18 protein-coding genes are annotated in these 25783 nt (G+C 75.1%); 10 read left to right on the top strand and 8 right to left on the bottom strand.

Features of this window, described 5'->3' with window-relative positions; genetic code table 11:
- Positions 1-632: 632 nt before the first annotated feature.
- Positions 633-5549, bottom strand: coding sequence for a permease (locus AB0G13_RS02750; RefSeq protein ID WP_357867887.1), 4917 nt, complete (start codon positions 5547-5549; stop codon positions 633-635).
- A 162-nt stretch (positions 5550-5711) separates the two neighbouring features.
- On the bottom strand, positions 5712-7139 hold the full coding sequence (locus AB0G13_RS02745; protein WP_357867885.1) for a UDP-glucose/GDP-mannose dehydrogenase family protein: 1428 nt from the start codon (positions 7137-7139) through the stop codon (positions 5712-5714).
- Positions 7140-7388: 249 nt separating this feature from the next.
- Here AB0G13_RS02745 and AB0G13_RS02740 point away from each other — a divergent pair, with 249 nt between their 5' ends.
- The gene (locus AB0G13_RS02740; RefSeq protein WP_357867882.1) at positions 7389-8552 is read left to right on the top strand and encodes an acyl-CoA dehydrogenase family protein; all 1164 of its coding nucleotides are present in this window, start codon (positions 7389-7391) and stop codon (positions 8550-8552) included.
- A 133-nt stretch (positions 8553-8685) separates the two neighbouring features.
- Here AB0G13_RS02740 and AB0G13_RS02735 read toward each other — a convergent pair whose 3' ends face one another.
- Entirely contained in the window at positions 8686-9348 is a 663-nt protein-coding gene (locus AB0G13_RS02735) for a hypothetical protein (protein ID WP_357867879.1), read from the bottom strand.
- Positions 9349-9371: 23 nt separating this feature from the next.
- Here AB0G13_RS02735 and AB0G13_RS02730 point away from each other — a divergent pair, with 23 nt between their 5' ends.
- Positions 9372-9890 (top strand): acyl-CoA thioesterase, encoded by a 519-nt coding sequence (locus AB0G13_RS02730; RefSeq protein WP_357867876.1) that lies wholly within the window; start codon positions 9372-9374, stop codon positions 9888-9890.
- A 192-nt stretch (positions 9891-10082) separates the two neighbouring features.
- A complete protein-coding gene (locus AB0G13_RS02725; protein WP_357867874.1) occupies positions 10083-12101 on the top strand; it encodes an acetoacetate--CoA ligase in 2019 nt (672 codons plus the stop codon).
- 146 nt (positions 12102-12247) lie between these two features.
- On the opposite strand, the gene AB0G13_RS02720 is transcribed toward AB0G13_RS02725, so the two are convergent.
- Positions 12248-12937 (bottom strand): TIGR03089 family protein, encoded by a 690-nt coding sequence (locus AB0G13_RS02720; RefSeq protein WP_357867872.1) that lies wholly within the window; start codon positions 12935-12937, stop codon positions 12248-12250.
- 150 nt (positions 12938-13087) lie between these two features.
- On the opposite strand from AB0G13_RS02720, the gene AB0G13_RS02715 reads away from it, so the two are divergent.
- Together AB0G13_RS02715 and AB0G13_RS02710 are read left to right on the top strand one after the other, a co-directional pair.
- On the top strand, positions 13088-14233 hold the full coding sequence (locus AB0G13_RS02715; protein ID WP_357867870.1) for a glycosyltransferase family 1 protein: 1146 nt from the start codon (positions 13088-13090) through the stop codon (positions 14231-14233).
- 61 nt (positions 14234-14294) lie between these two features.
- A complete protein-coding gene (locus AB0G13_RS02710) occupies positions 14295-15386 on the top strand; it encodes a sugar phosphate nucleotidyltransferase (protein WP_357867867.1) in 1092 nt (363 codons plus the stop codon).
- Here AB0G13_RS02710 and AB0G13_RS02705 read toward each other — a convergent pair.
- Complete coding sequence (locus tag AB0G13_RS02705; RefSeq protein WP_357867864.1) at positions 15355-15972, bottom strand: NUDIX domain-containing protein; 618 nt, start codon at positions 15970-15972, stop codon at positions 15355-15357. The two genes, AB0G13_RS02710 and AB0G13_RS02705, sit on opposite strands and share 32 nt — an antisense overlap.
- Before the next feature lie 39 nt (positions 15973-16011).
- Between AB0G13_RS02705 and AB0G13_RS02700 the strand changes: the two genes are divergently transcribed.
- Positions 16012-17046, top strand: coding sequence for a hypothetical protein (locus AB0G13_RS02700; RefSeq protein ID WP_357867861.1), 1035 nt, complete (start codon positions 16012-16014; stop codon positions 17044-17046).
- A 281-nt stretch (positions 17047-17327) separates the two neighbouring features.
- Complete coding sequence (locus AB0G13_RS02695; protein ID WP_357867859.1) at positions 17328-18332, top strand: winged helix-turn-helix domain-containing protein; 1005 nt, start codon at positions 17328-17330, stop codon at positions 18330-18332.
- Positions 18333-18359: 27 nt separating this feature from the next.
- On the opposite strand, the gene AB0G13_RS02690 is transcribed toward AB0G13_RS02695, so the two are convergent.
- Complete coding sequence (locus tag AB0G13_RS02690; RefSeq protein ID WP_357867856.1) at positions 18360-19448, bottom strand: coenzyme F420-0:L-glutamate ligase; 1089 nt, start codon at positions 19446-19448, stop codon at positions 18360-18362.
- Positions 19445-20392 carry a 2-phospho-L-lactate transferase gene (gene cofD, locus AB0G13_RS02685; RefSeq protein WP_357867853.1) on the bottom strand — a complete coding sequence of 316 codons (948 nt, stop codon included), beginning with the start codon at positions 20390-20392 and terminating at the stop codon, positions 19445-19447. The genes AB0G13_RS02690 and cofD overlap by 4 nt, the downstream gene beginning before the upstream one ends.
- Positions 20393-20491: 99 nt before the next feature.
- Here cofD and AB0G13_RS02680 point away from each other — a divergent pair, with 99 nt between their 5' ends.
- The 3 genes from AB0G13_RS02680 (at position 20492) to AB0G13_RS02670 (ending at position 25258) form a co-directional block, all read left to right on the top strand.
- The gene (locus AB0G13_RS02680; protein ID WP_357867850.1) at positions 20492-21451 is read left to right on the top strand and encodes a hypothetical protein; all 960 of its coding nucleotides are present in this window, start codon (positions 20492-20494) and stop codon (positions 21449-21451) included.
- 337 nt (positions 21452-21788) lie between these two features.
- Positions 21789-24296 (top strand): bifunctional FO biosynthesis protein CofGH, encoded by a 2508-nt coding sequence (locus AB0G13_RS02675; protein WP_357867847.1) that lies wholly within the window; start codon positions 21789-21791, stop codon positions 24294-24296.
- A gap of 704 nt (positions 24297-25000) precedes the next feature.
- Positions 25001-25258, top strand: a complete 258-nt coding sequence (locus AB0G13_RS02670; RefSeq protein ID WP_007455784.1) for a WhiB family transcriptional regulator — start codon at positions 25001-25003, stop codon at positions 25256-25258.
- A 35-nt stretch (positions 25259-25293) separates the two neighbouring features.
- On the opposite strand, the gene AB0G13_RS02665 is transcribed toward AB0G13_RS02670, so the two are convergent.
- Positions 25294-25743 carry a metallopeptidase family protein gene (locus tag AB0G13_RS02665; RefSeq protein ID WP_089001916.1) on the bottom strand — a complete coding sequence of 150 codons (450 nt, stop codon included), beginning with the start codon at positions 25741-25743 and terminating at the stop codon, positions 25294-25296.
- Between the last annotated feature and the right edge of the window lie 40 nt (positions 25744-25783).

Below are 25783 nucleotides of genomic sequence, written 5' to 3'. Positions count from 1 at the left end.
TTGTGACCTCCGCCCGCCGGTTTTTCATCGGATGGTCGGTACTTCCGCGCGGAGGAGAGGCGGCGGCGGAGGGGTGGGGCAGACCCCGAGGACCGTCGCTGTCGGTGACGGGCACTCGCGTTACCCAGGGTCACGGCGAGGGCTCGTGACAACGATGCCCTCTCGGCTCCTTTGCTCTGCAGCCATTGACGCACCGGCCGTCTGAACTGGAGTTCTGTCTTTACGCCGATGATTGACGCCGCAAGCATTCGTGACGTAGAGCGACTGTTGCGTCGATGGCTGCAGAGCAAAGGGCCCGAAGGGCTGATGGCCGTCCCGGCCGGGGAGTCACGCTCTGTGTCTCCCGGCTCGGCGGCCGGAACGGCGATCGGGGCGTCCAGCTACCGCCGGGGGCAGCCAGGAGTCGGTCGCGCGGGATGCCGGCTGACTGAAGCGGGCGGCGGGTTCGCCACCACCCGCAGTGCGACGGCGCGACCTGCCCCAGCCGTTACCGCCTCCGGCACGGACGCGTTCGGCTCTGCCGGTGAGGCGGCCGGCGTCCGTCCGCGGGAGGAACCGGGCCCGACCGGCCGGCTGCCGCAGGGCGCAGCGGGGCCGCCCACGGCGGCAGCCGCAGGCTGGACCCGCCGGCCTCACCGCATGCCGCGCAGGGCCGTCTGGAGGCGTTCCTGGGCGCGGCGCCGGCGCTCGTTGCTGGCGCCGAGTGCCAGCAGCAGGATGCCGACGGGGATCAGGGCCAGCCACGGCCCCAGGCTGAACAGCGCGTGCACTGCCGCGATCGCCGTCACGGCCGCGCCGACGATCACTGGTGCCTGCTGCTGGCTCATCGATCCGAAGACGAGGACGGCCACCGCACCGAGCAGCAGCAGCACCTGGCGCAGCGTGCTGGAGTCGGTGGCCAGCACGATCGCCAGGGTGGGCACGAACGCGGCGACCAGCGCGGGCCCGTACGCGACCCAGCTGCTCAGGTCGGGCCGGTGCCGCAGCTCCAGCACGCCGACGAGCAGGGCGAGCGCCGCGAAGGGCAGCGTGTAGGCCTCCGGCAGCGCCACGTCGGCGACCCGCATCAGGATCCACCAGGCGGCGATCTCGCAGACCACGACCGCCCAGAACAGGATGCGCCGCTCCACCGGCCGGCGGCCGGGTCGCGTGGCCGCCACGCCGAGGACCGCGCCCCAGCCGGCCAGCAGGGCCGCGATGTGCCGGGGCGAGTCGAAGGCCAGCGCCAGGGCGATGAGGGCGGCGGCGTACCCGCTCCACTCGACCGTGGCCGCCTCCCGCTGGGCCTCGGGGCGACGCAGCCGGGGCAGGGTCGCGGCGAACACCTGCAGGGCCGCGCCGACGGCCAGCACGCCGAACGCGGACCAGACGGCCGCGAGGCCGGCCACCAGGCCGGCGGTGAGCACGAAGAGCTGCGCCATCAGCGAGGCGAACAGCCAGCCGAGGATGCGCGCCCGCTGGGTGGTGCCGAAGAGCGCGGCCACCGTGCCGACGCCGACCGCGCCACCGAGGGTGAACAGGGTCAGCTCCCGGGTCGCCAGGCTGCCCACCAGCCCCGCGCTCCCGGCGGCCAGCCCGATGGCGAAGACGAGCACCCGGGTCAGGCGCAGCGAGCGGGCCCGCTCGGCCAGCGGCGGGGGCGGGGTGAGCGCCAGGCCGAGCATCGAGATGGTGAACACGGCCAGCGCCGCCAGGGTGCTCGCCGGCCAGCCGTTGCCGAGCGACACCGGGGTGATCAGCAGGGTCACGGCGGCGCCGGGCAGCACCACCGGCACCGCCCGGGAGCGTCGCCCGCCGCTGAAGCCGGTGGCGGCCAGCGCGGCGGTCGCGGTGAGCAGCAGCGCGGTCAGCACGTGGGTCGGGTCGACCGCGTCGGGTGGCGGGGTGAGCAGCTCCGGTGGCGGCCCCTGCCAGACCCGGGCGAGGCTGCGGTGCGGATCGACCAGGGCGACCACCAGGGACGGCGCGATCGACACCAGCGCCAGGGCGGTGGGCAGCGCGGCGGCGGCGAGCGCACCGGCGGCGGGGCTGACCCGCCAGCGGCGCTGCGTCCCGTCGTCGGGTAGCCGCCGCAGTGCGCCGTCGAGCAGCACCGCCCAGCGCCGCACCGGCTGGGCCGCGCCGACCGGCGGTTCGGTCGCGCCCCGGACCAGCTCGGCGAGCACCCCGAGCAGGGCCGCGGCGGCGGCGTAGACACCGACGGCCTGGCCGGCGGGGACGGCCGCCAGGGCGCTCACCGTGGCGCCGCCGGCCACCGCCGCGCTGGTCCAGGGCAGGTACTGCGGGATCCGCCGCCGGACGGCGGCCACCGCCGCCAGGCCCAGGCTCGACGCGGCCAGCGCGGCGGTGAGCACCACCTCCGGCGCGCGCTCGAACTCGGCCGCCAGCGCCGCGACGGCGCCGGGGAACGCGAGCAGGGCGGCGCCGGCCGCGGCACCCCCGATCTGGGCCAGGTGCGGCGGCATCCCCTCGGTCTCGACGTCATCCACCAGCGGTACGGCCAGCGACCGCGCCAGCGCCGCCACCACGACGCCGATCAGCGCGATGCTGCCCAGTGCCAGCGCGGTGGTCCACGGCCGGACCAGTCCCGCACCGGCGGCGTGCAGGGCGACGACACCGGCCACGACCGCCCGGGACAAGCCGGCGCGGGGGTCGACGGCGGCCACGGCGGCAGCCCCGAAGACGGTGGCGACCATCCCACCGACCAGGACGGGCGACCACCACGCCAGGTCGAACGCGGCCGGCGCGCCGATCGTGGCGAGCACGGCCGCCGCGCCCGACACGTCGTACTTCCACGGTGGCGGCAGCAGGACCGCGGCGGCGACGCCGAGCAGGGCCAGCGCGACCGGGGCCTGCCACGTCGATCCGCCGGTCGGCCCGGCCGGCCAACCGGTCAGGTCCCCGGCCCAGATCGGGCCCGGGGTGGCGAGCACCCCCAGCCCGCCCCGCAGCGCGCTCCAACCGGCCAGCAGCCCGATCAGCACGCCGCCGACGGCGAGGCCGGCGATCGGCCCGCGTCGCCACTCCTCCGGCATCGCCCGGGCGGCCACGGCCACCAGCAGCACCAGCGCGGCGGCGACGGCGAGCTGCCCGCCGGGGGCGAGGACGGCCGCGATCCGGGCCAGGGTGGCGATCAGGGCGGCGGTCACCGCCGCGGCGGCCAGGTCGGAGCCGTCCAGGGTGAGGTCGGAGCGTCGGCCGGCGTCGATGGGGCCGGCGAACACCACCATCGCGGCGGCGACGAGCAGCAGGCCGCCGACCCAGGCGTCGGCGGCGGTGGCCCCCGGGGCCCCGAACGCGGCGGCGGTGACAATGACCGCGCCGAGGGCGGTGCCCACCGCCAGCGGCGTCGGGATGCGGCGCTGGGAGACCTGCACGATGGCGGCGTGACCGAGGGTGACGCAGACCGCCAGGAAGCTGGCCGCGAGCACCGGGACGGTGACCTCACGCAGACTCGCCGGGGTGGGCGTGGGATCGGCGGGCACGGTGGCGGCGACGAAGGCGGCCACCGCGCCCGGCAGCGCGAACGCCGCGCCCCCGGCGGCCCACGCCGAGACCGTGTCGGCCGCCGCCGGGGCGAGTCGCATCCGGGGAGCCACGGCGACCAGGACCCCGGCGGCGAACAGGGTGAGCAGGACCGCGGTGGTCAACGCCGGCCGGGCCAGTCCCGCGCCCGCGCCGAACAGGCCGACGCCGGCGGCGGCCGCCGCGTGCGCCAGGGCCGCGCGTTCGGTGCGGGCGGAGAGCCCGACCACCCCGATGCCGACCGCCGTCAGCACCATCGGCCAGGGCGCCACCGCCCAGCCGAGACCGAACGACGCCGGTACGGCGAGCGCGGTCAGCGCCGCGCCGACCACGGCGAACTCCCGGCGGATCTCCGGCGGCAGGGCCAGCACCGCGGCGACGGTCAGCAGGAAGGCGCTGGCGGCGAGCTGCCAGGCGGCCGGGCCCGCGGCCGCCGCCAGCTCGGCCGGGTAGCGGTCCAGGTCGGCCGCCCAGGCCGGCAGCGCGGCCCGGACGGGGGCGACCCCGGCCCGCAGGGCACCCCCGGCGACCACCACTCCGCTCACCGTGAGCGCCACCGCCGAGGCGAGCTGCGGCCCGCGTCGGGCCGCCTCCGGCACCGCCCGGACGGCCAGCCCGGTGAGCGTGATGACCGCCGCGATCAGCAGCAGCGCCCGCCCGGGGAAGGCCACCGAGGCGATCCGGCTCAGCGCGCCGATCACGGCGAGGGTGAAGATCCCGGCGCCGAGGTCGGGCAGCGGCGGGCGGCGCAGCACCAGCGTCCCGGCCAGCCCCACCGCGGCGGCCAGCAGCAGTGCCAGCCCGGCCCCGGTGGCGGCCGGCACGGTGCTCGCGCGGAGCAGGGCGGAGACGGCGTACGCGAGGGCGAGGGCGACCGCCACCCCGTGCAGCACCCAGGTCAGCTCGCGCAGCCACGGCACCGGCCGGGTGGCCGGGGCGCGTTCCTGCGCCGGCAGCCCGCCGTCGAGCACCTCGCCGGCCTCCTCGGGCGCCCCCTCCGGCCGGCCGTCGGCGCGGCGCTGCCGGGGCGCTGCCGGGGATCCGGCGGGCGCGACCGAGGGCTCGGGCAGGTCGCGGCGGACCGGCCGCTCCACGGTGACCGTCGAGCGCGCCAGCCAGAGGTCGAGCAGGGCCACCGCGGTCAGCACCAGCGCCCAGCCGCCCGGGCCGGTGATCCGGTCGTACGCCAGCAGCGGCAGCACCGGCTGGGCGGCCAGCACGGTGGCGAACCGGGGCGCGCGCAGCCCCGTCCAGCCCGCGTAGCCGAAGGAGACGCCGGCGGTGACGGCGAAGATGATCCCGGCGAAGACCGCGCCGGAGGCGCCGCCGTTGCCGATCCGGTCCACCGCCCACAGCGCGTAGCCGGCGAGGGGCACCAGGAGCAGGCCGACCGCGGAGATGGTCTCGGCGGTCGAGGTGAGCCCGCGCCGGGCCAGCACCGGCGGGGCGAGCAGCATCAGCACGGTCGCGAGCAGCAGGACGCCCAGCCGGGCCAGCGCGTCCATCGAGCTGGTGGCCACCGCGGCGAAGACCACGGCGGCGACCCCGAGCAGCAGCGCGCCGAGCCCGAGGGGGATGTTCTGCACCTCGCGGGAGGACGCCTCCGGCGGGTGCTCCGGATCGTCGGCGTCGAGCCAGGTGGCGGTCGACGACGGGGGAGGGGGCGGGTCGTCCGGGCCGGCCGGGGCGCCCTGCCGGGGCACCCGGGGCGGGGCACCGGTGGCGGCCGTGGGCGGACGGCGACCCGGCCGGCGGCGCAGCACCCGACGGGGGCGGGTGGCCTGCTTGAGACGTTCCTCACCGGCGTGGGCGAGGATGTCCCGCTGGAAGAGCGCGGCCTGCATCTTGGCGGCGATCTGCCGTTGCTCGCTGGCGATGGCGGCCTCGCGGGCCTTCATCTCCGCGATGGACCGCTCGATCTCCGCCAGGTGCTCGACCCACTGTGGCTGGTGCGCACCGCAGTGCGGGCAGCTGACGGCCGGTTTGATCTCCCGGCCGCACGAGGAGCACTCAAAGGTCGCCACGACACCCCTCCACCCGCACTGTGGACTACCACCTTGGCAGCATGCCCAATGTGGGCGCGGATTTCGACAGTTGTCGGCGGGTCCGGGGCAAAGATCGTCCACGCGGACGGCGAACGGCCGGTCGCGGAGCGTGCTCCGCGACCGGCCGTCGGTCGGCGATCGTCAGGGGCGGCCCATGCCGCGGTACTCCCAACCGGCCTGCGTCCACAGTGCCGAGTCCAGGCAGTTGCGGCCGTCGACCACCTTGCGGCCGGCGGCCAGCTCGCCGAGGGCCACCGGGTCGGCGTTGCGGAAGTCGGCCCACTCGGTGAGCACGCAGACCAGGTCCGCGCCGGTCACGGCCTCGTTGATGCCGGGCTCGTAGACCAGTTCGGGCGCCACCGCGCGCGCCCGCTCCATGCCCTGCGGGTCGTAGACGTGCACGTCGGCGCCGGCCTTGCGCAGCAGCGAGGCGACGGAGAGCGCGGGCGCGTCGCGTACGTCGTCGGTGTTGGGCTTGAAGGTCGCGCCGAGCACGGCCACGCGCACGCCGGAGAGATCCGGCCCGGCGGGCCCGGAGCGGCGGCCGAGCAGCTCGGCGGCGAGCTGGACCACCCGGGTCCGGCGGCGCAGGTTGATCAGGTCGACCTCGTGCAGGAAGCGCAGCGCCTCCCCGGCGCCCAGCTCCTGCGCGCGGGCCTGGAACGCGCGGATGTCCTTGGGCAGGCAGGCGCCGCCGAAGCCGAGCCCGGCCTGGAGGAACCGGTTGCCGATGCGCGGGTCGAAGCCGATGGCCCGGGCGAGGTGCGTCACGTCACCGCCGGAGGCCTCGCAGACCTCGGCCATCGCGTTGATGAAGGAGATCTTGGTGGCGAGGAAGGCGTTCGCGGCGACCTTGACCAGCTCGGCGGTGGCGAAGTCGGTGACCACCAGGGGCACCTCGCGGTCCTCCGTGGCGGCCAGGTCGAAGACGCCCTTGTGGGCGGCGTAGAGCATGCCGTTGGCCCACTCGCTCTTGACGCCGACGACGATCCGGTTGGGCCGCAGCACGTCGTCGACGGCGAAGCCCTCCTGGAGGAACTCCGGGCTCCACGCCACCTCGACCCCCAGGTCGGCGGGGGTGTGCTTGCTGACCAGCTGCTCGACCCACTCGGCGGTGCCGACCGGCACGGTCGACTTGCCGACGATCAGCGCCTTGCGGGTCAGGTGCTGGGCCAGGCTGGTGACCGACGCCTCGACGTACGACAGGTCGGCGCCCATCCCGTCGGCGCGCTGCGGCGTGCCGACGCAGATGAAGTGCACGTCACCGAACTCGGCGACCTCGGCGATGTCCGTGCTGAACCGCAGCCGCCCGGCCGCCAGGTTGCGCTTGAGCAGCTCGTCGAGGCCGGGCTCGTGGATCGGCACCTCGCCGGCGTTCAGCATCGCGATCTTGTCGTCGTCGACGTCGTAGCCGAGGACCTCGTAGCCGAGTTCCGCGTAGCAGATGGCGTAGGTCGCACCGAGATAGCCGGTGCCCAGGAAGGTCACCCGCGGTCGCTGTGCGCCGGAGGGGGGCGTCACCGCGGCGATGGCGGGCATCGGCTGGGTGTTCGGGTACGGGATCGTCACGCCTGTCTTCTCCGCTCGCGCTGGCGTCGCGTCGTCGCGTCGCGTTCTGCTGCGGCGCCTGGGCGGGCACCGGAGGGACTCTAACGTCTGCCTGTTCCATCATCGCCGGGCGGCGTCGGCGCTCCGCCACGGGTGAGGCTACGCGGCGGTAACATGAGCTGAACTCTGTCGCTATCCTTCAGTCTGCGCCGTCGGCGGTCAGGAGACGCTACAGACTGCGCATGATAGCGGTGAAGGGGAGGGTCCGACATGGCCGCAGAGCAGTCGTTCGACGTCTACCGGTTGCCCGAGGAGCACGAGGCGATCCGGGAGGCGGTCCGTGAGGTCTGTGCGGCCAAGGTGGCGCCGCACGCCGCCGAGGCGGACGAGACCGGCGAGTTCCCGAAGGCGTCCTACGACGCGCTGCGGGCCGCCGACTTCCACGCCCCGCACGTCCCCGTCGAGTATGGCGGCGCGGGTGCGGACGCCCTGGCCACGGCCATCGTGATCGAGGAGGTGGCGCGGGCCTGCGCCTCGTCGTCGCTGATCCCGGCGGTCAACAAGCTCGGCACCATGCCGCTGCTGCTGGCCGGCTCCGAGGAGCTCAAGCGGCGCTACCTGACCCCGGTGGCGGCGGGCGACGCGATGTTCTCGTACTGCCTCTCCGAGCCGGAGGCCGGCAGCGACGCGGCGTCGATGACCACCCGCGCGGTGCGTGACGGCGATCACTGGGTGCTCAACGGCGTGAAGCGCTGGATCACCAACGCCGGGGTCTCGGAGTTCTACACCGTCTTCGCGGTGACCGACCCGTCGGCCCGGTCCCGGGGCATCTCCGCCTTCGTGGTCGAGAAGTCCGACGCCGGGGTCAGCTTCGGCGCCCCCGAGAAGAAGCTCGGCGTCAAGGGCTCGCCGACCCGGGAGGTCTACCTGGACAACGTCCGGATCCCCGCGGACCGCATGATCGGCGCCGAGGGCACCGGCTTCGGCACCGCGATGAAGACCCTGGACCACACCCGGGTCACCATCGCCGCGCAGGCCGTCGGCATCGCCCAGGGCGCGCTCGACTACGCCAAGGGCTACGTCCAGGAGCGCAAGCAGTTCGGCAAGGCGGTCGCCGAGTTCCAGGGCGTCCAGTTCATGCTCGCCGACATGGGCATGAAGCTGGAGGCGGCCCGGCAGCTGACGTACGCCGCGGCCGGCAAGTCCGAGCGCGGCGACGCCGACCTGACCTACTTCGGCGCGGCGGCCAAGTGCTTCGCCTCGGACGCGGCCATGGAGATCACCACCGACGCGGTGCAGCTGCTCGGCGGCTACGGCTACACCCGGGACTACCCGGTCGAGCGGATGATGCGGGACGCCAAGATCACCCAGATCTACGAGGGCACCAACCAGGTGCAGCGCATCGTGATGGCCCGTCAGCTCCTGAAGGGCTGAGTGGTTCGGCGGGCGGGCCGGTCCGTCCGGCCCGCCCGCGATCGTCACCGGATCCCGGTCCCGTCGTCGCCCGCCGCGCGAGGCGGCCTGTCGTGCGGCCGAGCCGCACCCCGGCGCGCGTACGGCCGGCTCGTCACCGGATCTCGGCCGTGTCCTCATCCTCGGGCCGGTTGGTGCCGCGCGGCGGCGCCGACCACGGCGACCCCCCGCCGGTGCGGCGCGGCAGCGGCTCGGCCGGCGTCGGGTCCGGGTAGCCGAGGCTCGGCGGGGCGCTGTCCCGGTCGGTCGAGTCGGCCGGGGGCCAGTCGGTCAGCGTGAAGTCGTTGCGCTCCGGCCCCTCGGCGGGCGCCGGCGTCGGCTCGACCACCGGGCGGGGCCACCGCCGCCAGCGCTGGCCGCTGAAGGTGGCCACGACCAGCAGCAGGCCGATCAGGAAGAGCGTGCCGTTCTCCACCGGCAGGTGCAGCGGCAGGGGGTCGCCGAAGACCTTCCAGCCGTCCGGGATCCGGTCCCGCACCTCGAAGGGCGCGACGAACATCCCCACGTACGGGGCGGCGAGCAGCAGCCCGGCCACGAGCGGGCCGAGCGGTGAGGTGCGCAGCGTGCCGAGCAGGCCGAGCAGGATCCCGCCGACGGCGAGGTAGACGGCGGGCTCGATGAGATTGGCCGAGTTGGACGTGCCGATCTCGACCCAACGGTCGACGGTGCGCGCCGACCCGTCCTGCCCGAGGGTGACCAGCACCCACGTGACGGGCGCCACCACCAACCCCGCGAGGAAGCTCCAGAGATGTCGCATCCGCGCACCGTACCGTTTTCGACATGACCGAGCACCCCTCCACCGCGCCGGCCGGCAAGCCGACCTCGTACTCCCGGGTCACCCTGAGCCGGATCATGACCGCGGTCGACGTCAACCTCTACGGCACCGTGCACGGCGGGGTGCTGATGAAGTTCATCGACGACGTGGCGGGGGCTGCCGCGGCCCGGCACAGCGGCGGCACGGCGGTCACCGCGGCCATCGACGAGATCGTCTTCACCGAGGCGGTCCGGGTCGGGGACCTGCTGCACGCGCACGCCCAGGTGAACTGGACGGGGCAGACCTCGATGGAGGTAGGCGTCCGGGTGGTGGCCGAGCGGTGGGACTCGGCCGAGGACGAGCCGGTGCGGGTGGCCACCGCGTACCTGGTCTTCGTGGGCGTCGACCTCGGCGGTGCGCCGCGGGTGGTCCGGCCGGTGCTGCCGGAGAGCCCGGAGGACGAGCGCCGGTTCCGGGAGGCGGAGATCCGCCGCGCCCACCGGCTGGCCCGGCGGCGCGCCATCCAGGCCCACCGCGCCGGCTGAGACGTCAGGGAGGGCGCTTCCGCTCAGGAAGGGGCCCCGCCCCGCCTCGCCCACACAGGGTGGTGCCGGGGCATGTGGGTTCCGCACGTGCGCCGACGGAGGTCGGGTGCGGAGAATGGCGCTCTGAGGTAGGGCAAGATGGCGCCACGGCCCATTTCACAGTGTCGTGCGGGGCCAGGGGAGGGTGGAGCAGTGGGTGACGTGCTGTGGACGCCGCCGGCGGACGTACGCGAGCGGTCCCGGATCGGGAGCTACCTGCGCTGGCTGCGTGAGCACCGGGGGCTGGACTTCGCCGACTACGACGAGCTGTGGCGCTGGTCGGTCACGGACCTCGACGCGTTCTGGCGGTCGGTCTGGGACCACTTCGGGGTGGTCGCGCACACCCCGCCGACCGCGACGCTGACCGGCCGGGGGATGCCCGGGACCAGGTGGTTCCCCGGCGCCACGCTCAACTACGCCGAGAACGTGCTGCGGATGCCGGGCCGGGCCGACGACGACCCGATGGTGATCGCGCACGGGCAGACCCGGGCGCCGGTCACCCTCACCGCCGCCGAACTGCGCGATCAGGTCCGCCGGGTGGCCGCCGGGCTGCGCCGGCTCGGCGTCACCGCCGGCGACCGGGTCGCCGCCTACGCGCCCAACATCCCCGAGACGTACGTGCTGCTGCTCGCCACCAGCAGCCTGGGCGCGATCTTCTCCTCCTGCGCCCCGGAGTTCGGCACCCGCAGCGTCACCGACCGGTGGCAGCAGATCGAGCCGAAGGTCCTGGTCGCGGTGGACGGCTACCGCTACGGCGAGAAGCCGGTGGACCGGCGCGGCGAGGTGGCCGCGATCCGGGCCGCCCTGCCGTCGCTGGAGCACACCGTCTGCATCGCCTACCTCGACCCGGCCGGGGATGCGGGCTCCGCGCCCTCGGGCGGCGCTCCGGACCGGACGACGGCCGCGTTCGAGGGCGCGCTCGCCTGGTCGGAGCTGGCCGCCGAGACCGACGAGCCGCTGACCTTCACCCCGGTCGCCTTCGACCACCCGCTCTACGTGCTCTACTCCTCCGGCACCACCGGGCTGCCGAAGCCGATCGTGCACGGCCACGGCGGCATCCTGCTGGAGCACCTGAAGATGCTGGCCCTGCACCACGACCTGGGCCCGGCGGACCGGTTCTTCTGGTTCACCACCACCGGCTGGATGATGTGGAACTTCCTGGTCTCCGGGCCGGCGGTGGGTGCGGCGATCGTCCTCTTCGACGGCAACCCGGGCCACCCCGACCTGGGCGCGCTGTGGCGGCTGGCCGGCGAGACCGGCACCACGTACTTCGGCACGTCCGCGCCGTTCCTGCTGGCCTGCCGCAAGGCCGGGCTGGTGCCGAGGGAGACCGCCGACCTCACGGCGCTGCGCGGGGTCGGCTCGACCGGCGCGCCGCTGCCGGCCGAGGGCTTCACCTGGGTGTACGAGAACGTCGGCGACGACCTCCAGCTCCAGTCGCTCTCCGGCGGCACGGACGTCTGCACCGGCTTCGTCGGTGGGGTGCCGCTGCTGGCGGTGCACGCCGGGGAGATCACCTGCCGGGCGCTCGGCGCCAAGGTGGAGGCCCGTTCGGCCGACGGCACCCCGGTCATCGGTGAGCTGGGCGAGCTGGTGATCACGGAGCCGATGCCGAGCATGCCGGTGGGCTTCTGGGACGACGCGGACGGCAGCCGCTACCGGGAGGCGTACTTCGACGTCTACCCGGGCGTCTGGCGGCACGGCGACTGGATCACCATCAACGACCGGGGCGGCTGCGTGATCACGGGCCGTTCCGACGCCACCCTCAACCGGGGCGGCGTGCGGCTCGGCACGGCCGAGTTCTACTCGGTGGTCGAAGGGCTCGACGAGGTCGTCGACTCGGTGGTGGTGCACCTGGAGGACGACGAGGGCGGCGCCGGTGAGCTGCTGCTGTTCGTGGTGCTCGCCGAGGGGCTGGAGCTGGACGACGCGATGCGGAAGAAGATCTGCCGCGAGCTGCGTACCGCGCTGTCGCCCCGGCACGTCCCGGACGAGATCCACCAGGTCAAGGCCGTCCCGCGCACCCTGTCGGCGAAGAAGCTGGAGGTGCCGGTGAAGAAGATCCTCACCGGCACCCCGGTGGACTCGGCGGCGGCCAGGGGCGCCCTGGCCAACCCGGAGTCCCTCACGGCCTTCGCCACCCTCGCCCAACACCGCACCCCCCGCCCCTGACCCCCCTCCCACCCCACCCCCCCCGCTCGGCGCGTCGATCATGCAGTTGTGGTGCCCCGCAAAAGGCGCATATCCGCACCTTCCGGCCACCACGACTCCATGATCGACGCGCAGGGGAGGGGGCGCGGGGGTGAGGGTGGGGTGGGTCAGGGGAGGGGGCGGGTCACGCGTTCCGTGGTGGCGCGGGTGGGGAGGGTCGACGGGTCGGCGTTGGCGCAGAGGACCGTGGTGGCCCTCGCCGCCAGGGGGGCGAGCAGCCAGTCGACCGGGTCGGGGTACGCCCCCGTGTCGATCAGGACCCGGTCGCCGGGCGCGATGCCCAGCTCCGTCGCGCGGGCCGTCGCGCGGCCCAGCAGCTCCGCCTCGCCCGGGCCACCCGGCGCGTACGGGCTGAAGTGGTCGCCGTGGGCGCGTACCTCCGACACGTAGTCGGCGAAGCCGGGCGGCACCTGGCGCATCGGCAGGGCGAACGGGTCGAGGGCGAGGACGTACCGCTCACCCGCCGACCAGGCGTCCGCCTCGGCCAGCCGCGTCGCGGCGGCGAAGAGCACGTCCACGTCGCCCGGCGTGTCGGCGACGGTCAGCCCGGCCGACCAGCAGCCGAGCAGCACCGCCGCGGTCTGCCAGTGCGGGGGGAGCAGCACCCCGGCGACGTCACCGGGGCCCACGGCCACCTCGTCGACGAGCAGGTTGGCCGTCTTGGCCACCCAGTTCGCCAGCGTGGCGCCGGAGAGCTCGGTGCGTTCGCCCGTGGCGTCGTCGTACCAGGTCAGCAGCGGTCGGGTCGGGTCGGTGGCGATCGCGTCGGCGAAGACCCGGGCAATGTTGTCGGCCATCGGCGCGAACGATACGCCCCCGGTGGCCGTACTCGATGACAGCGACAAGTCGGCGTACCGTCGGGTCGCAGTCAGCGTCCGTGCCGGGCTCCGGCGTAGGCTTGCCGGAGTGTTGTTCCCCACAGGCCCGTCAGTTCAAGGAGTCGCCCCGTGACCGCCGGTCGCCCGCCCCGCGTGCTCATCGACGCCACGAGTGTCCCCGTCGACCGTGGTGGTGTCGGTCGATACGTCGACGGCCTGCTCGGCGCCCTCGGCAAGGTGTGCGGGTCGGGGGTGGAGCTGGCCGTCGTCTGCCTCCGCACCGACCTGGAGCGCTACGCCCGGATGCTGCCCGGCGCGGAGATCATCCCGGCCCCGGCCGCCGTCGCGCACCGTCCCGCCCGGCTCGCCTGGGAGCAGACCGGCCTGCCGCTGCTCGCCCAGCAGGTGGGCGCGCAGGTGCTGCACTCGCCCTTCTACACCTGCCCGCTGCGCGCCGGCTGCCCGGTCACGGTGACCGTGCACGACGCGACGTTCTTCACCGAGCCGGAGCACTACGACAAGTCGCGGCGCACCTTCTTCCGCAGCGCGATCAAGACGTCCCTGCGCCGCGCCAGCCGGGTGATCGTGCCGAGCAAGGCCACCCGGGACGAGCTGATCCGGCTGCTCGACGCCGACCCCACCCGGATCGACGTCGCCTACCACGGCGTCGACCACGCCGCCTTCCACGCGCCCAGCGACGAGGAGAAGGCCCGGGTCCGGGCCCGCCTGGGGCTCGGCGGCACCCACTACGTGGCCTTCCTGGGGGCCAAGGAGCCGCGCAAGAACGTGCCGAACCTGATCCGCGGCTGGGCCCGCGCGGTGGCCGACCGGGAGGAGCCGCCGGCCCTGGTGATCGCCGGCGGCCAGGGGCACGACGACGACATCGACCGCGCGGTGGCGGAGGTCCCGTCGCACCTGCGGCTGCTCCGCCCCGGCTACCTCCGCTACGCGGACCTGCCCGGCTTCCTCGGCGGGGCGCTGGTGGCCGCCTACCCGTCCTACGGGGAGGGTTTCGGCCTGCCGATCCTGGAGGCGATGGCGTGCGCCGCCCCGGTGCTCACCACGCCCCGGCTGTCGCTGCCGGAGGTGGGCGGCGACGCCGTCGCGTACACCAGCGAGGCGCCCGACCAGATCGCCACCGACCTGGCCGCGCTGCTCGACGACGAGCAGCGGCGGTTGTCCCTGGCCAAGGCCGGTTTCGACCGGGCCAAGGAGTTCACCTGGGAGTCCAGCGCCGAGGTGCACATCGCCGCCTGGAGCCGGGCCCGGTCCTGACCGCCGCGACCGGGGGCGTGAGAATGCGTCCCCGGTCAGGCGAATCGGGCATGATGTGCGGGTGATTTACGCCGTCATCCCGGCGGGTGGCAGTGGCACGAGGTTGTGGCCGCTGTCCCGCGCCGGGCATCCCAAGTTCCTCCACCCGCTGACCGGCTCCGCCGCCTCGCTGCTCCAGGCGACGGTGGACCGGCTGGGCCCGCTGACCAGCGCCGAGCGCACCCTGGTGGTCACCGGGACAGCGCACGTGACGGCGGTCGCGCGCCAGCTCGCCGGGCTGCCGGAGGAGAACATCCTGGTCGAGCCCTCGCCCCGGGACTCGTGCGCGGCGATCGCCCTGGCCGCCGCCGTCATCGCCCGGCGCGACCCGGAGGCGGTGATGGGCTCCTTCGCCGCCGACCACCTGATCGGTGACCCGGAGCGCTGGCGGGAGGTCGTCCGGGAGGCGGTCCGCGGCGCCGAACGGGGCCTGCTGATGACGGTCGGCATCACCCCGACGCGGGCCGAGACGGGCTACGGCTACCTCCAGACCGGCGACCCGGTCGACGGGGGCCCGCTGCGGCCGGTGGCCGAGTTCAAGGAGAAGCCGAGCGCCGAGGTGGCCGAGGCGTACCTGCGCTCGGGGCGGCACCTCTGGAACGCCAGCATGTTCGTCTGGCGGGTCGACGTCTTCCTCGCCGAGCTGGCCCGCCAGCAGCCGGCCCTGCACGCCGGGATCGTCGCGATCGCCGAGGCGTGGGGCACCGAGGAGCAGGACGACGTGCTCGGCACGGTCTGGCCGACGCTGCCGAAGATCTCCGTCGACTACGCGGTGATGGAGGGCGCGGCGACCGCCGGTCGGGTGGCGACCGTGCCGGGCGACTTCGGCTGGAACGACGTCGGCGACTTCCACACCCTCGGCGAGGTGCTGCCCGCCGACGCGGACGGCAACGTGGTGCTCGGCGCCGACGCCAAGCCGGGGGTGCTGCTGCGGGACAGCGGCGGACTGGTGGTGGTGCCCTACTCCGGGCGGCTGGTGGCCGCCATCGGCGTGCACGACCTGATCATCGTCGACACCCCGGACGCGCTGCTGGTCTGCCCCCGCGACCGGGCGCAGGACGTCAAGAAGGTCGTCGACGAACTCAAGGAACGGGGCGAAGAGGGGCTCGTCTGAGCGTCGCCAGGGCCGGGGCGACCAGGTGCGCCGTCCCGCCGGCCAGCGGCTGGGGCAGCCGGTCCGGCGGGAACCAGCCCAGCGCCTCGGACTCCTCGCTGACCCGCTCCACCGCGCCGGGCGGGGCGAGCACGGCGAAGCGTACGTCGTGGTGCAGCGAGCCGCCCTGGCAGCTCACCGGGTGGATGTCGACGTCGATCGGTACCGGGTCGATCCGCAGGCCGGCGATGCCGGACTCCTCGCCGGCCTCGCGCAGGGCGGCGGCGGCGAGGGTCCGGTCGGCCGGCTCGCAGTGCCCGCCGAGCTGCACCCACCGCCGGAACTTGCCGTGCAGGCAGAGCAGCACCCGGGAGCCGGTGGCGTCGAGCACCAGCGCGCTCGCCGTGACGTGCCCGGGCCGGTGCGCCCGGCTCATCGCCACCGGCCCGGCGGCCAGCAGCGCCACGGTGCGGTCGCGGGCCTCGGCGGCGGCCGGGCCGGTCGGCTCCCACCGGCTCAGCGTCGCGACGGCGTCGGCGTGCAGCGCCGCGTACGCCTCGACGTCCGACGACGGTCGGGAGGCGGCGGCGGTGGGGGAGTCGGCCATGTGGACACTGTACGAGCCGACGCTTCGTACCCTGGCCCGGTGACCCTGCGACTGTTGGAGTTCGTCGTGGCCGGCAACGAGGCCAGCGACCTGCTGCCGGTGCGCTCCGCGCCGCTGTTGCGGGCGCACGGCGCCCGGCGCGGCTTCTGGACCGTGCTCGACGAGGGTCCGGTGGAGCACTGCCTGGCCCTGCTGCTGGAGCTGGACGACGGCCGCTGGATCGCCCACCACGTGGCCGCCGACGCCGGGGCGGAGAACGGCCGCACGGAGGACGGCGAGGCGCTCGCCCACCACGACGGCTGGGTGTACGTCTTCGGCTCCCACTTCGGCTCGAAGGCGGGCCCGCTGCGCCCGCGACGCGCCTTCGTGGCCCGGTTCCGCGAGGACGCCGCGGCGGCGGGCCCGGTGCCGGTGCAGGTGGTCCGCAACCGGTTCCGGCTGCACCGGGCGGTCAACGACGCCCTGCTCAAGGCGGCGTTCACGCCGCTGCCGCCGGGCGAGCGGGTGCGGGCCCGGTTCATCGGGGAGACCGTCGCCCGGGGCACCGCCCGGTCGAAGGGGTGGGTCAGCCGGCTCGTCCCCGACGACCTGCCGCTGAACGTCGAGGCGGCGGCCTTCACTCCGGCCGGGGGTGTCCTGCTCGGGCTGCGGTTCCCGGTCACCGCCGACGGTGAGCCGATCCTGGTCGAGCTGACCGGGGTGCCGGGCATGTTCGACCCCGCGCCGAGCTGGCCGCAGGCGTCGGGGGCGTACGTCCTGACCGGGGTGACGCCGCCCGGCGCGCTGGCCGGCTTCCGGGCGATCGCGCCCACGGACGACGGCGGCTACGCGGCGATCATCGGGTCGATCGACGCGCTGGGCAAGGGCTCGGTGCTGCTTGACGACCACCCGGCCGGCGGCGAGGTCACCTCCCGGCACGTCCGGTTCCCCGCGCCCGGCGACGGGCACCTCGTCCCCGGCGAGCTGGTGGTCGACCTGGCGCCGTTCCACCACGTGGAGGGGGTGGCCGAGTGGGACGGGCAGAGCTTCTACGTCACCGACGAGGACCATCGGGTGGCGCTCTGGGTCGCCTGACCGGCGGTGGACCGACGAGCGGGCGGCACCTCCGCGGAGCAAGGCCGCAGACCCTCGTGGTGCCGGCCGGCCGCCGGTCCTTCCCCGTCCCCCGGGCGCCCGGTTCCGGGCGTGTCGGGTGACGCGCCCGCCCCCGTGCGCGGGCAGTGGAAGCATGCCCAACGGCCCCGGGGGACGTCGAGGTTTTTCAGCCCACGCTTAAAGACGGAGATAAGTGCCGGCCAGGTACAGTGCAAACGGTTGCCAGGCATCCCCTCTGCCCGGCGACGCGGGAGCCGTCCATGCTGAAGATCTATTTTTCCGCCGAGGACATCCTCCGGACCCGGGTGGCTCCGGCGGCGGATCCGGTGTGGGAGCTGGTTCTCAGCCTGCACCTGCTGCCCGGCCGCGGCCGGGACCCGCTGCTGGCGGGCTGGCGGCGCAGTGTGACACGCGGGCTGCGTGAGGGCAGCGGCTCGGCGGGGCTGCGGCTCCTGCTGACGCTCAACCCGCCCCGCGGCTACTTCCCCGACTTCCTCACCCCGTACGAGAGCGTGTCGGGCTTCGAGGCCGGCATGGAGGCGGTCCGCAACACCCCCGTGGCGCTGCTGCACCGCGACGTGGCGCTGTTCGCCGCCAACGGCTCCCTCCCCGCCGGCGCCGCGGCGCTGGCCCGGGGGGAGCCGGACACGCTGCGCGGCCTGACCGGCGCGATGGAGCGGTACCGCGGCCTGGCGATCGACCCGTACTGGACCCGGATCCAGGCGGCGGTGGAGGCCGACCGGTCCCGGCGGGCCCGGGCCCTGCTCGACGGCGGGGTGGAGGGACTGCTGGCCAGCCTCCGGCCCGCCATGCGCTGGGAGTCCGGGGTGCTGGAGATCCGCGACTACCCGCACAGCCGGGAGCTGCACCTGGGTGGGCGCGGGCTGCTGCTGGTGCCGTCGTTCTTCTGCGCGGCCACGCCGGTCGCCCTGCTCGACCCGGCGCTGCCCCCGGTCCTGGTCTACCCGGTGGACCGGCTCGGCGGCCTGCTGCCGGCCCCCGGCGAGGGCGGCGGCCCCGGCGCGCCGGATCCCGGGCGGGAGGCGCTGGCCGCGCTGCTCGGCCGCACCCGGGCCGCCGTGCTGGCGGCCAGCGACGACGGCTGCACCACCGGCGAGGTGGCCCGCCGGCTGAGCATCTCGGCCGCCGCCGCGAGCCAGCACACCACCGTGCTGCGCAACGCCGGCCTCCTGGTCAGCCAGCGCGACCGCAACACCGTCCTGCACACCCTGACCCCGCTCGGGCGGGCGATGCTCAACTCCTGAGCGCCGCCCGTGCCCGCCCGGGCGCCGTCACAGGGCCAGGGCGGCGCTCGCGGCGGTGCCGGGGGGTGGGGGAAGCAGCAGGGAGGCGACGCCCTCGGCGGCCAGGGCGGTGCGGAGGCGTTGCAGGTCCGCGCCGAAGCGGACCAGGTCGGTCGGGCCGGCCGGGGTGGCTGGGGAGCCGAGCAGCAGCGTCGTCGCCTCCGCCGGCCAGCCGGGCACCCGGGCGGCCAGCCCGGCGCGGGCCTCCTCGTCGGCGACCAGGCTGAAGACCGTGCCGGGGGCGACCACGTCCGCGACGGCGCCGATCGCCCGGCGTACGGCCTCGGGGTCGGGCGGGGTCGGGTTGGGGCCGTCCGGCAGGGTGGCGGCGGCGGCCAGCCCGGCGGCCTTCGCCTCGGCGGTGCCCAGCGAGAAGAGGTCCATCGCGGCGTCCCGGACCAGCGCGGACGCGCCGACGCCGTCGTCGGGTCGGGGCGCGGTGAGGTAGCCGCGCACCACCGCGACCGGCATCTGGTCACACTTGCCCTTGATCAGCTCGCCCGCGCCGGCCAGCTCGTCCACCACCGCCATCTGGGTGAGCTGGAGCTCGTTGCCGTACGGGTCGACCTCGCCCCGGTGGTCGCGGATCGCGTCCATTCCGGCGACGCCGAGCGCCACGTCGGTGAGCCCGTTGCGCCAGGGCCGGCCCATCGTGTCGCTGACGATCACCGCGACGTCCACGCCGTGGCGCTCGCGCAGGGCGGCGCGCAGCGCCCGGGCCGAGGCGTCCGGGTCCTCGGGGAGCAGCACGAGCCGGGTCTTGTCGACGTTCGAGGCGTCGATGCCGGCCGACGCCATCACGAAGCCGTGGTGGGTCTGCACGATCCGGGTCGCGCCCCGGGTGGCCACCACCCTCGCCGTCTCGGCGGCCAGCACCTCGTCGCGCGCGGCGAGCCGCTCCGGCCCGTCCGCCGGGACGTCGACGAGGCGTCCCTCCGCCTTCGAGACGATCTTGCTGGTCACCACCAGCACGTCGCCGTCGCGCAGCCAGGGCGCGGCGGCGGCGATCAGGGCCGCCAGGTCGTCGCCCTCGGACACGTGGCCGATGCCCGGCACCGGCAGGATCTCCAGCCTCACGTCAGCTCCAGCGCGGCGCGGACCATGGCCGCCGTCGCCGCCTCGTCGGTCATCCGCAGCGGCGCCGCGCGGACCGTCACCTCCGGCACCACCGTGCCGGCGTCCTCCTCGGCGACCAGCCAGCCGTCGAGCAGCCCGCCGGCCGACCGGCCGCCGTAGAGCCGGCCCACGCCGGCCGCGCTGCACTCCACCCCCAGCACCGCCAGGCAGCGGTCGGCCATGCCGCGCACCGGCGCGCCGCCGATGATCGGCGACACGCCGACCACCGGGGCGGGACCGTCGGCGACCGCCTCGCGCAGCCCGGGCACGGCCAGGATCGGGGCGACGCTCACCACCGGGTTGCTCGGCGCGATCAGCACCACGTCGGCCCCGGCGATCGCCTCCGTCACGCCGGGCGCCGGCCGGGCGGTCTCCGCGCCGACGAAGACGAACCGGTGGGTGGGGACGTCGCCGCGGTGGCGCACCCACCACTCCTGGAAGTGGATCGCCCGCTGGCCGCCGTCGAGCTCCACCACCACGTGGGTCTCCAGCCGGTCGTCGGTCGCCGGCAGCATGCGTACGCCGGGCTGCCAGCGGGCGGCGAGCGCCTCGGTGACCGCGTGCAGCGGGTAGCCGGCGTTGACCATGGTGGTCCGCACGAGGTGGGTGGCGATGTCCTTGTCGCCGAGCCCGAACCAGGTCGGCTCGGCGCCGTACGCGGCCAACTCCTGCTTGACCGTCCAGCTCTCGCCGACGCGCCCCCAGCCCCGCTCCGGGTCGGCGCCGCCACCCAGCGTGTACATCACGCTGTCCAGGTCGGGGCAGACCTTCAGCCCGTGCAGGAGCAGATCGTCGCCGACGTTGACCACGGCGGTCACCTCGGCGCCGACCTCGCGGGCGTACGCCCGGACGCCGACCAGGAAACGAGCGCCCCCGATGCCGCCCGTCAGAACCACGATGCGCATGCCGACCATCCTCGCGTACGGGCCGCCTCCGGTCCGCCCATGGGCCGGGAGACTAGGCTCACGTCGGCAACTGTCCGCATTCGCCCCAAGGGGGATCCCGTGACCAGCCCCGCCGAGCCCGCGTCCACCGACGCGACGCAGGCCAGCCAGCTGACCAAGCCGCTGCGTGAACTCGCCGCGTTCGTGCTCCTCGGCGCGAACGCCGTGTTCCTCTTCGTCGGCCTGATCCGGATGGTGACGCCGACCGAGTACACCACGTTCGGCGGTCGGGCGGGCAGCGCCTTCTACGCCTTCGTCGGCGTGGAGGCGGTGTTCCTGCCGCTGCTGGCCGTGCTGCTCGCCACGCACGTACGGCCCCCGGTGCCGAAGGCGAAGCTGATCACCCAGGTCGCCCTGGGCGAGTACGCCGTCAGCGCGCTGTTCGGCGGACTGACCTTCCTCTTCTGGACGGTCAACCGGCTCGCCGAGGGCGAGATCCTCGACGCCTTCCTGGGCCTGCTGAGCCGGGTGGCCTGGCTGGCGCTGTTCGCGGTCGCCGCGTACGTCGTGTTCAAGGTCTGGCGCACCCTCTACCACGTGCCCAAGCCGAAGCCCCAGCCCGGCGTGTACGGCCAGCCGCAGCCCGGGTGGCCCCAGCAGCAGGGCGGCTACCCGGCCCCCGGCCAGCAGGTCCCCGGCCAGCAGGCTCCCGGCCAGCAGGGCGCCTGGCAGGCGCCGGGCCCCTACGGCGCCCCGTACGGTCAGCAGCCCGCGCCGTTCGCCGGCGGCCCGCAGCCGGGCTCGCCGTTCAGCCCGGCGCCGCAGTCGGCGCCCCCGGCCGCCCCGGCGCCGCAGTCGGCGCCCCCGGCCGCCCCGGCGCCGCAGTCCGCGCCCCCGTTCGGCCCGCCGCAGAGCGCCCCGCCGTTCGGCCAGCCGCCCTCGGCCGACCCCACCCAGGCGATCCCGCGCCAGTCCGGCGAGCTGGCGGAGCCCACCCAGGCGATCCCGCGTCCCGCCGCCGACGAGACCGACCGCACCCAGCGCATCAACCCCGGCGAGACCCCCGACGCCCCGCGCTGACCGGCCGACGACCCACCCGAGCGCCCCGCACGGCCCCCGTGCGGGGCGCTCGCCGTCCCACCGCACCCGCCCTCGCCGTCCACCCGCCCTCTTCGCCCTCCCCACCCGCCCTCGTCGCGCCCTTCGTCGCGGTGATCAAGAGGTTCTGGCCCGCAGAAAGCGCTTCCCAGGATCCAAACCTCTTGATCACCGCGCGCATGGGCGGGCGCGACCGGGGGCGGGCGGGACCGGGGGCGGGCGGGACCGGGGGCGGGCGGGGCGAGGGCGGCGGGGTGCGCTTGTTCACGGCGTGGGCCGGGTGGGCGGGACGGGGTGGACGAGCGCTTAGGCTGGGCGAATGGTTGATCGCACCGTGCCCGGCCCGACCGACGCGAGCGTGCGGCGGGCACTGCACCGGGCCGCGAGCGGGCGGGCGCTCGACGTCGACGAGGCCGCCGCGCTGCTGGCCGCCCGGGGCGAGGCGCTGGACGGGCTGCTCGACGTGGCGGGCGCCGTCCGCGACGCCGGCCTGCGCGAGGCCGGGCGGCCGGGCGTGGTCACGTACTCGAAGAAGGTCTTCATCCCCCTCACCCGGCTGTGCCGGGACCGGTGCCACTACTGCACCTTCGCGACGGTGCCGCACCGGCTGCCGGCGGCCTTCCTCGACCGGGACGAGGTGCTCGCCATCGCCCGGGCGGGGGCGGCCCAGGGCTGCAAGGAGGCCCTGTTCACGCTCGGCGACCGGCCGGAGGAGCGCTGGCCGGCGGCCCGGCGGTGGCTGGACGAGCGCGGCTACGACTCCACGCTGGACTACCTGCGCGCCTGCGCGGTGGCGGTGCTGGAGGAGACCGGGCTGCTGCCCCACCTGAACCCGGGCGTGCTGTCCTGGTCGGAGTTGCAGCGGCTCAAGCCCGTCGCGCCCAGCATGGGCATGATGCTGGAGACCACGGCGACGCGGCTCTGGTCGGAGCCGGGCGGCCCGCACTTCGGCTCACCCGACAAGGAGCCGGCGGTCCGGCTGCGGGTGCTCGACGACGCGGGCCGGGTCGGCGTGCCGTTCACCACCGGCATCCTGATCGGCATCGGCGAGACCCCCGCCGAGCGGGTCGACGCGATCTTCGCGATCCGCCGCGCGCACCGCGAGTACGGCCACCTCCAGGAGGTGATCGTGCAGAACTTCCGCGCGAAGCCGGACACGGCGATGCGCGGGATGCCCGACGCCGAACTGCACGACCTGGCCGCCACGGTGGCGGTGGCCCGGGTGCTGCTCGGGCCGAAGGCCCGCATCCAGGCCCCGCCGAACCTCATCGCGGGCGAGTACGACCTGCTGCTGCGCGCCGGCATCGACGACTGGGGCGGGGTCTCTCCGCTGACCCCGGACCACGTCAACCCGGAGCGCCCCTGGCCGCAGATCGACGAGCTGGCCCGGCACACGGAGAAGTCCGGCTTCACCCTGCGCGAGCGGCTGACGATCTACCCCGAGTACGTGCGGGCCGGCGACCCGTGGCTGGACCCGCGCCTGCTGCCGCACGTCGGCGCGCTGGCCGACCCGGCGACGGGGCTGGCCGTCGAGGAGGCCCGACCGGTGGGCCGCCCCTGGCAGGAGCCCGACGAGACGTACGGCGGTCGGGTCGACCTGCACGCCACCATCGACACCACCGGGCGGACCGGCGACCGGCGCGGCGACTTCGACCACGTCTACGGCGACTGGTCCGAGGTGGCCGGCAAGGTCACCGCCGGGGGCGGGGCGGGGACCGACCGCGACCTGCGGGCCGGGCTGCGGCTGGCGGCCGACGACCCGGCGGCGCTGCTGGACCCGCGGCACGCCGACGCCGCGCTGGCGCTGTTCGCCGCCGACGGGCCGGCGCTCGACGAGTTGTGCCGCCTCGCCGACGACGTCCGCCGGGCGGCGGTCGGCGACGACGTGACGTACGTGGTCAACCGCAACATCAACTTCAGCAACGTCTGCTACGTCGGCTGCCGGTTCTGCGCCTTCGCCCAGCGGGAGCGGGACGCCGACGCGTACCGGCTCTCGGTGGACCAGGTCGCCGACCGGGCCGAGGAGGCGTGGGCGGCCGGCGCCAGCGAGGTCTGCCTCCAGGGCGGGATCGACCCGAAGCTGCCGGTGACCGTCTACGCCGACCTGGTCAGGGCGATCAAGGCGCGGGTGCCGGGGATGCACGTGCACGCGTTCTCGCCCATGGAGATCGTCACCGCCGCCGCCAAGGCCGGCGTGTCCGTGCGGGAGTGGCTGACCGGGCTGCGCGAGGCCGGGCTGGACACCATCCCGGGCACCGCCGCCGAGATTCTCGACGACGACGTGCGCTGGGTGCTCACCAAGGGCAAACTGCCGGCCGCCGCCTGGGTCGACGTGGTCGGCACGGCCCACGAGCTGGGCATCCGGTCCAGCTCCACCATGATGTACGGCCACGTGGACCACCCCGCGCAGTGGCTCGCGCACTTCCGGGTGCTGGCCGGGGTGCAGGACCGCACGGGCGGGTTCACCGAGTTCGTGGCGCTGCCGTTCGTGCACACCAACGCGCCGATCTACCTCGCCGGCATCGCCCGCCCGGGGCCGACGTGGCGGGAGAACCGGGTCGTGCACGCGATGGCCCGGCTGCTGCTGCACGGCCGGATCGACAACATCCAGTGCTCGTGGGTGAAGCTCGGCGACGAGGGCACGGCGGCGATGCTCCGGGGCGGCTGCAACGACCTGGGCGGCACGCTGATGGAGGAGACGATCTCCCGGATGGCCGGTTCCGGCAACGGCTCGGCGCGTACGGAGGAGCAGTTGATCGCCATCGCGACGGCCGCCGGCCGGCCGGCCCGCAGGCGCACGACCGCGTACGGCCGCCCCCGCCCCTAGCGCGGCGGGCGCCGCCCAGCGGGGTCGCGCCGCAGGTCGTCGGGGGTGGACATCGACGGTTGCCCTGACCGTCCACACCGGACCGTGCGCGTCCCGCCGCTGGCCGGGCGGGCCGGTCGGCCGCGTCCGTACCGACTGGTGGGACGAGTGCCGCCGGTCGCCCGGATTTCTGTCCTCAGTGGAGCGGCGACCGTATTAGTCCGACCCAGCAGCGCCTTGGCGGCTCCCCGGGAGCCGGGGGGCGCCGCCGCGCCGCCCCGCACCGTCCACATCGTGGGCGGAGCACCGTCGGCGTCCCGCGCTCGACGGGCGGTCTGCGCCAACTCGGGTTAACCTGTGCCCCACCAAGATCAACGGATCGTGGTGGGTGACTTCCGAGGGTCCCCACCGACCTGCCCCGTCGGGTCGGCGGGGGAGCGCCACGGGAGAAAACTCGGGCAACTCGCCGGAGAGGGCGTTACTCGGCCGGGGTCTGAATCGATAGGGCAGGTTGCGAGGCCGGATGGCCGGGTGGCCGTCCGGAGTGTTGTCGGGAGGACGACTCCATTATCAAGTCCGGCTTGACGGCGCACGTATTACACGCGTGTAATTTGAATGGGGTTGTTCGCACGGAACGCAACAAATCGGGACCGTACGGACAAGCACGCCTTCCGCGTGGGGGGTTGCAGCGGCGATGACGCCGGTGCGCGACAAGGAGGCATCTGATGGACGGCCAGCTTGAGGTGGCCGACCTGCTCGGAAACGCGCCGGAGTGGCAGGAGCGGGCGCTTTGCTCCCAGACCGATCCGGAGGCGTTCTTTCCCGAGAAGGGCGGCTCGACCCGCGAGGCGAAGCGGATCTGCTCGCGCTGTGAGGTGAAGACGGAATGCCTCGAATACGCTCTCGGCCACGACGAGCGATTCGGGATCTGGGGCGGGCTCTCGGAGCGGGAGCGGCGCAAGCTCAAGCGGCGGGCCGCCTGAGCGTTGCCGGGCCGGGGCGGTGGGGGCCGCCCGGCTCAGGCCAACTCGTCGGGGTCCACCCCGAGCAGATTGGCCACCTGTTCGATGATCACGTCGTGCACGAGATCCGCGAGGTCCTCGCGGTCCATCGCACGGAACTCCAACGGCCGGCGGTAGAGCACGATCCGCGGGGGCACCTCCTGCCGGCCGGGCCGACCGGGCAGCAGCCGGGCGAGCGGCACCTCGCCGTCCTCCAGCACGTCGGAGTCGTAGACGTTGAGGTCCGGCGGGACGTCCTCCACCGCGAACTCGACCCCGGCCAACTCCTTGGCGAACCGCCGTTCGAGGGTCTCGACCGTGTCCAGCACCAGGTCGTCGAAGATCTCCGCCTTCGTACGCGCCAACGGCACCGTCGCCGGGACCAGCCGCCCGCGCAGACCGCGCCCGTGCCGGTCGCGGTGGGCGCGCCGGCCGGGGCCGGGGCGGCGGTGTTCCGGGCTCGTCATGAGGGCAAGGTTAGCGCCCGCACCGACCTGGCCTGCGGCA

Source organism: Micromonospora sp. NPDC023633, from assembly GCF_040640035.1.
Lineage (GTDB): Bacteria > Actinomycetota > Actinomycetes > Mycobacteriales > Micromonosporaceae > Micromonospora.
Note: the sequence above shows the minus strand (reverse complement) of the source record. Positions and strands in the feature narration are given on the sequence as shown.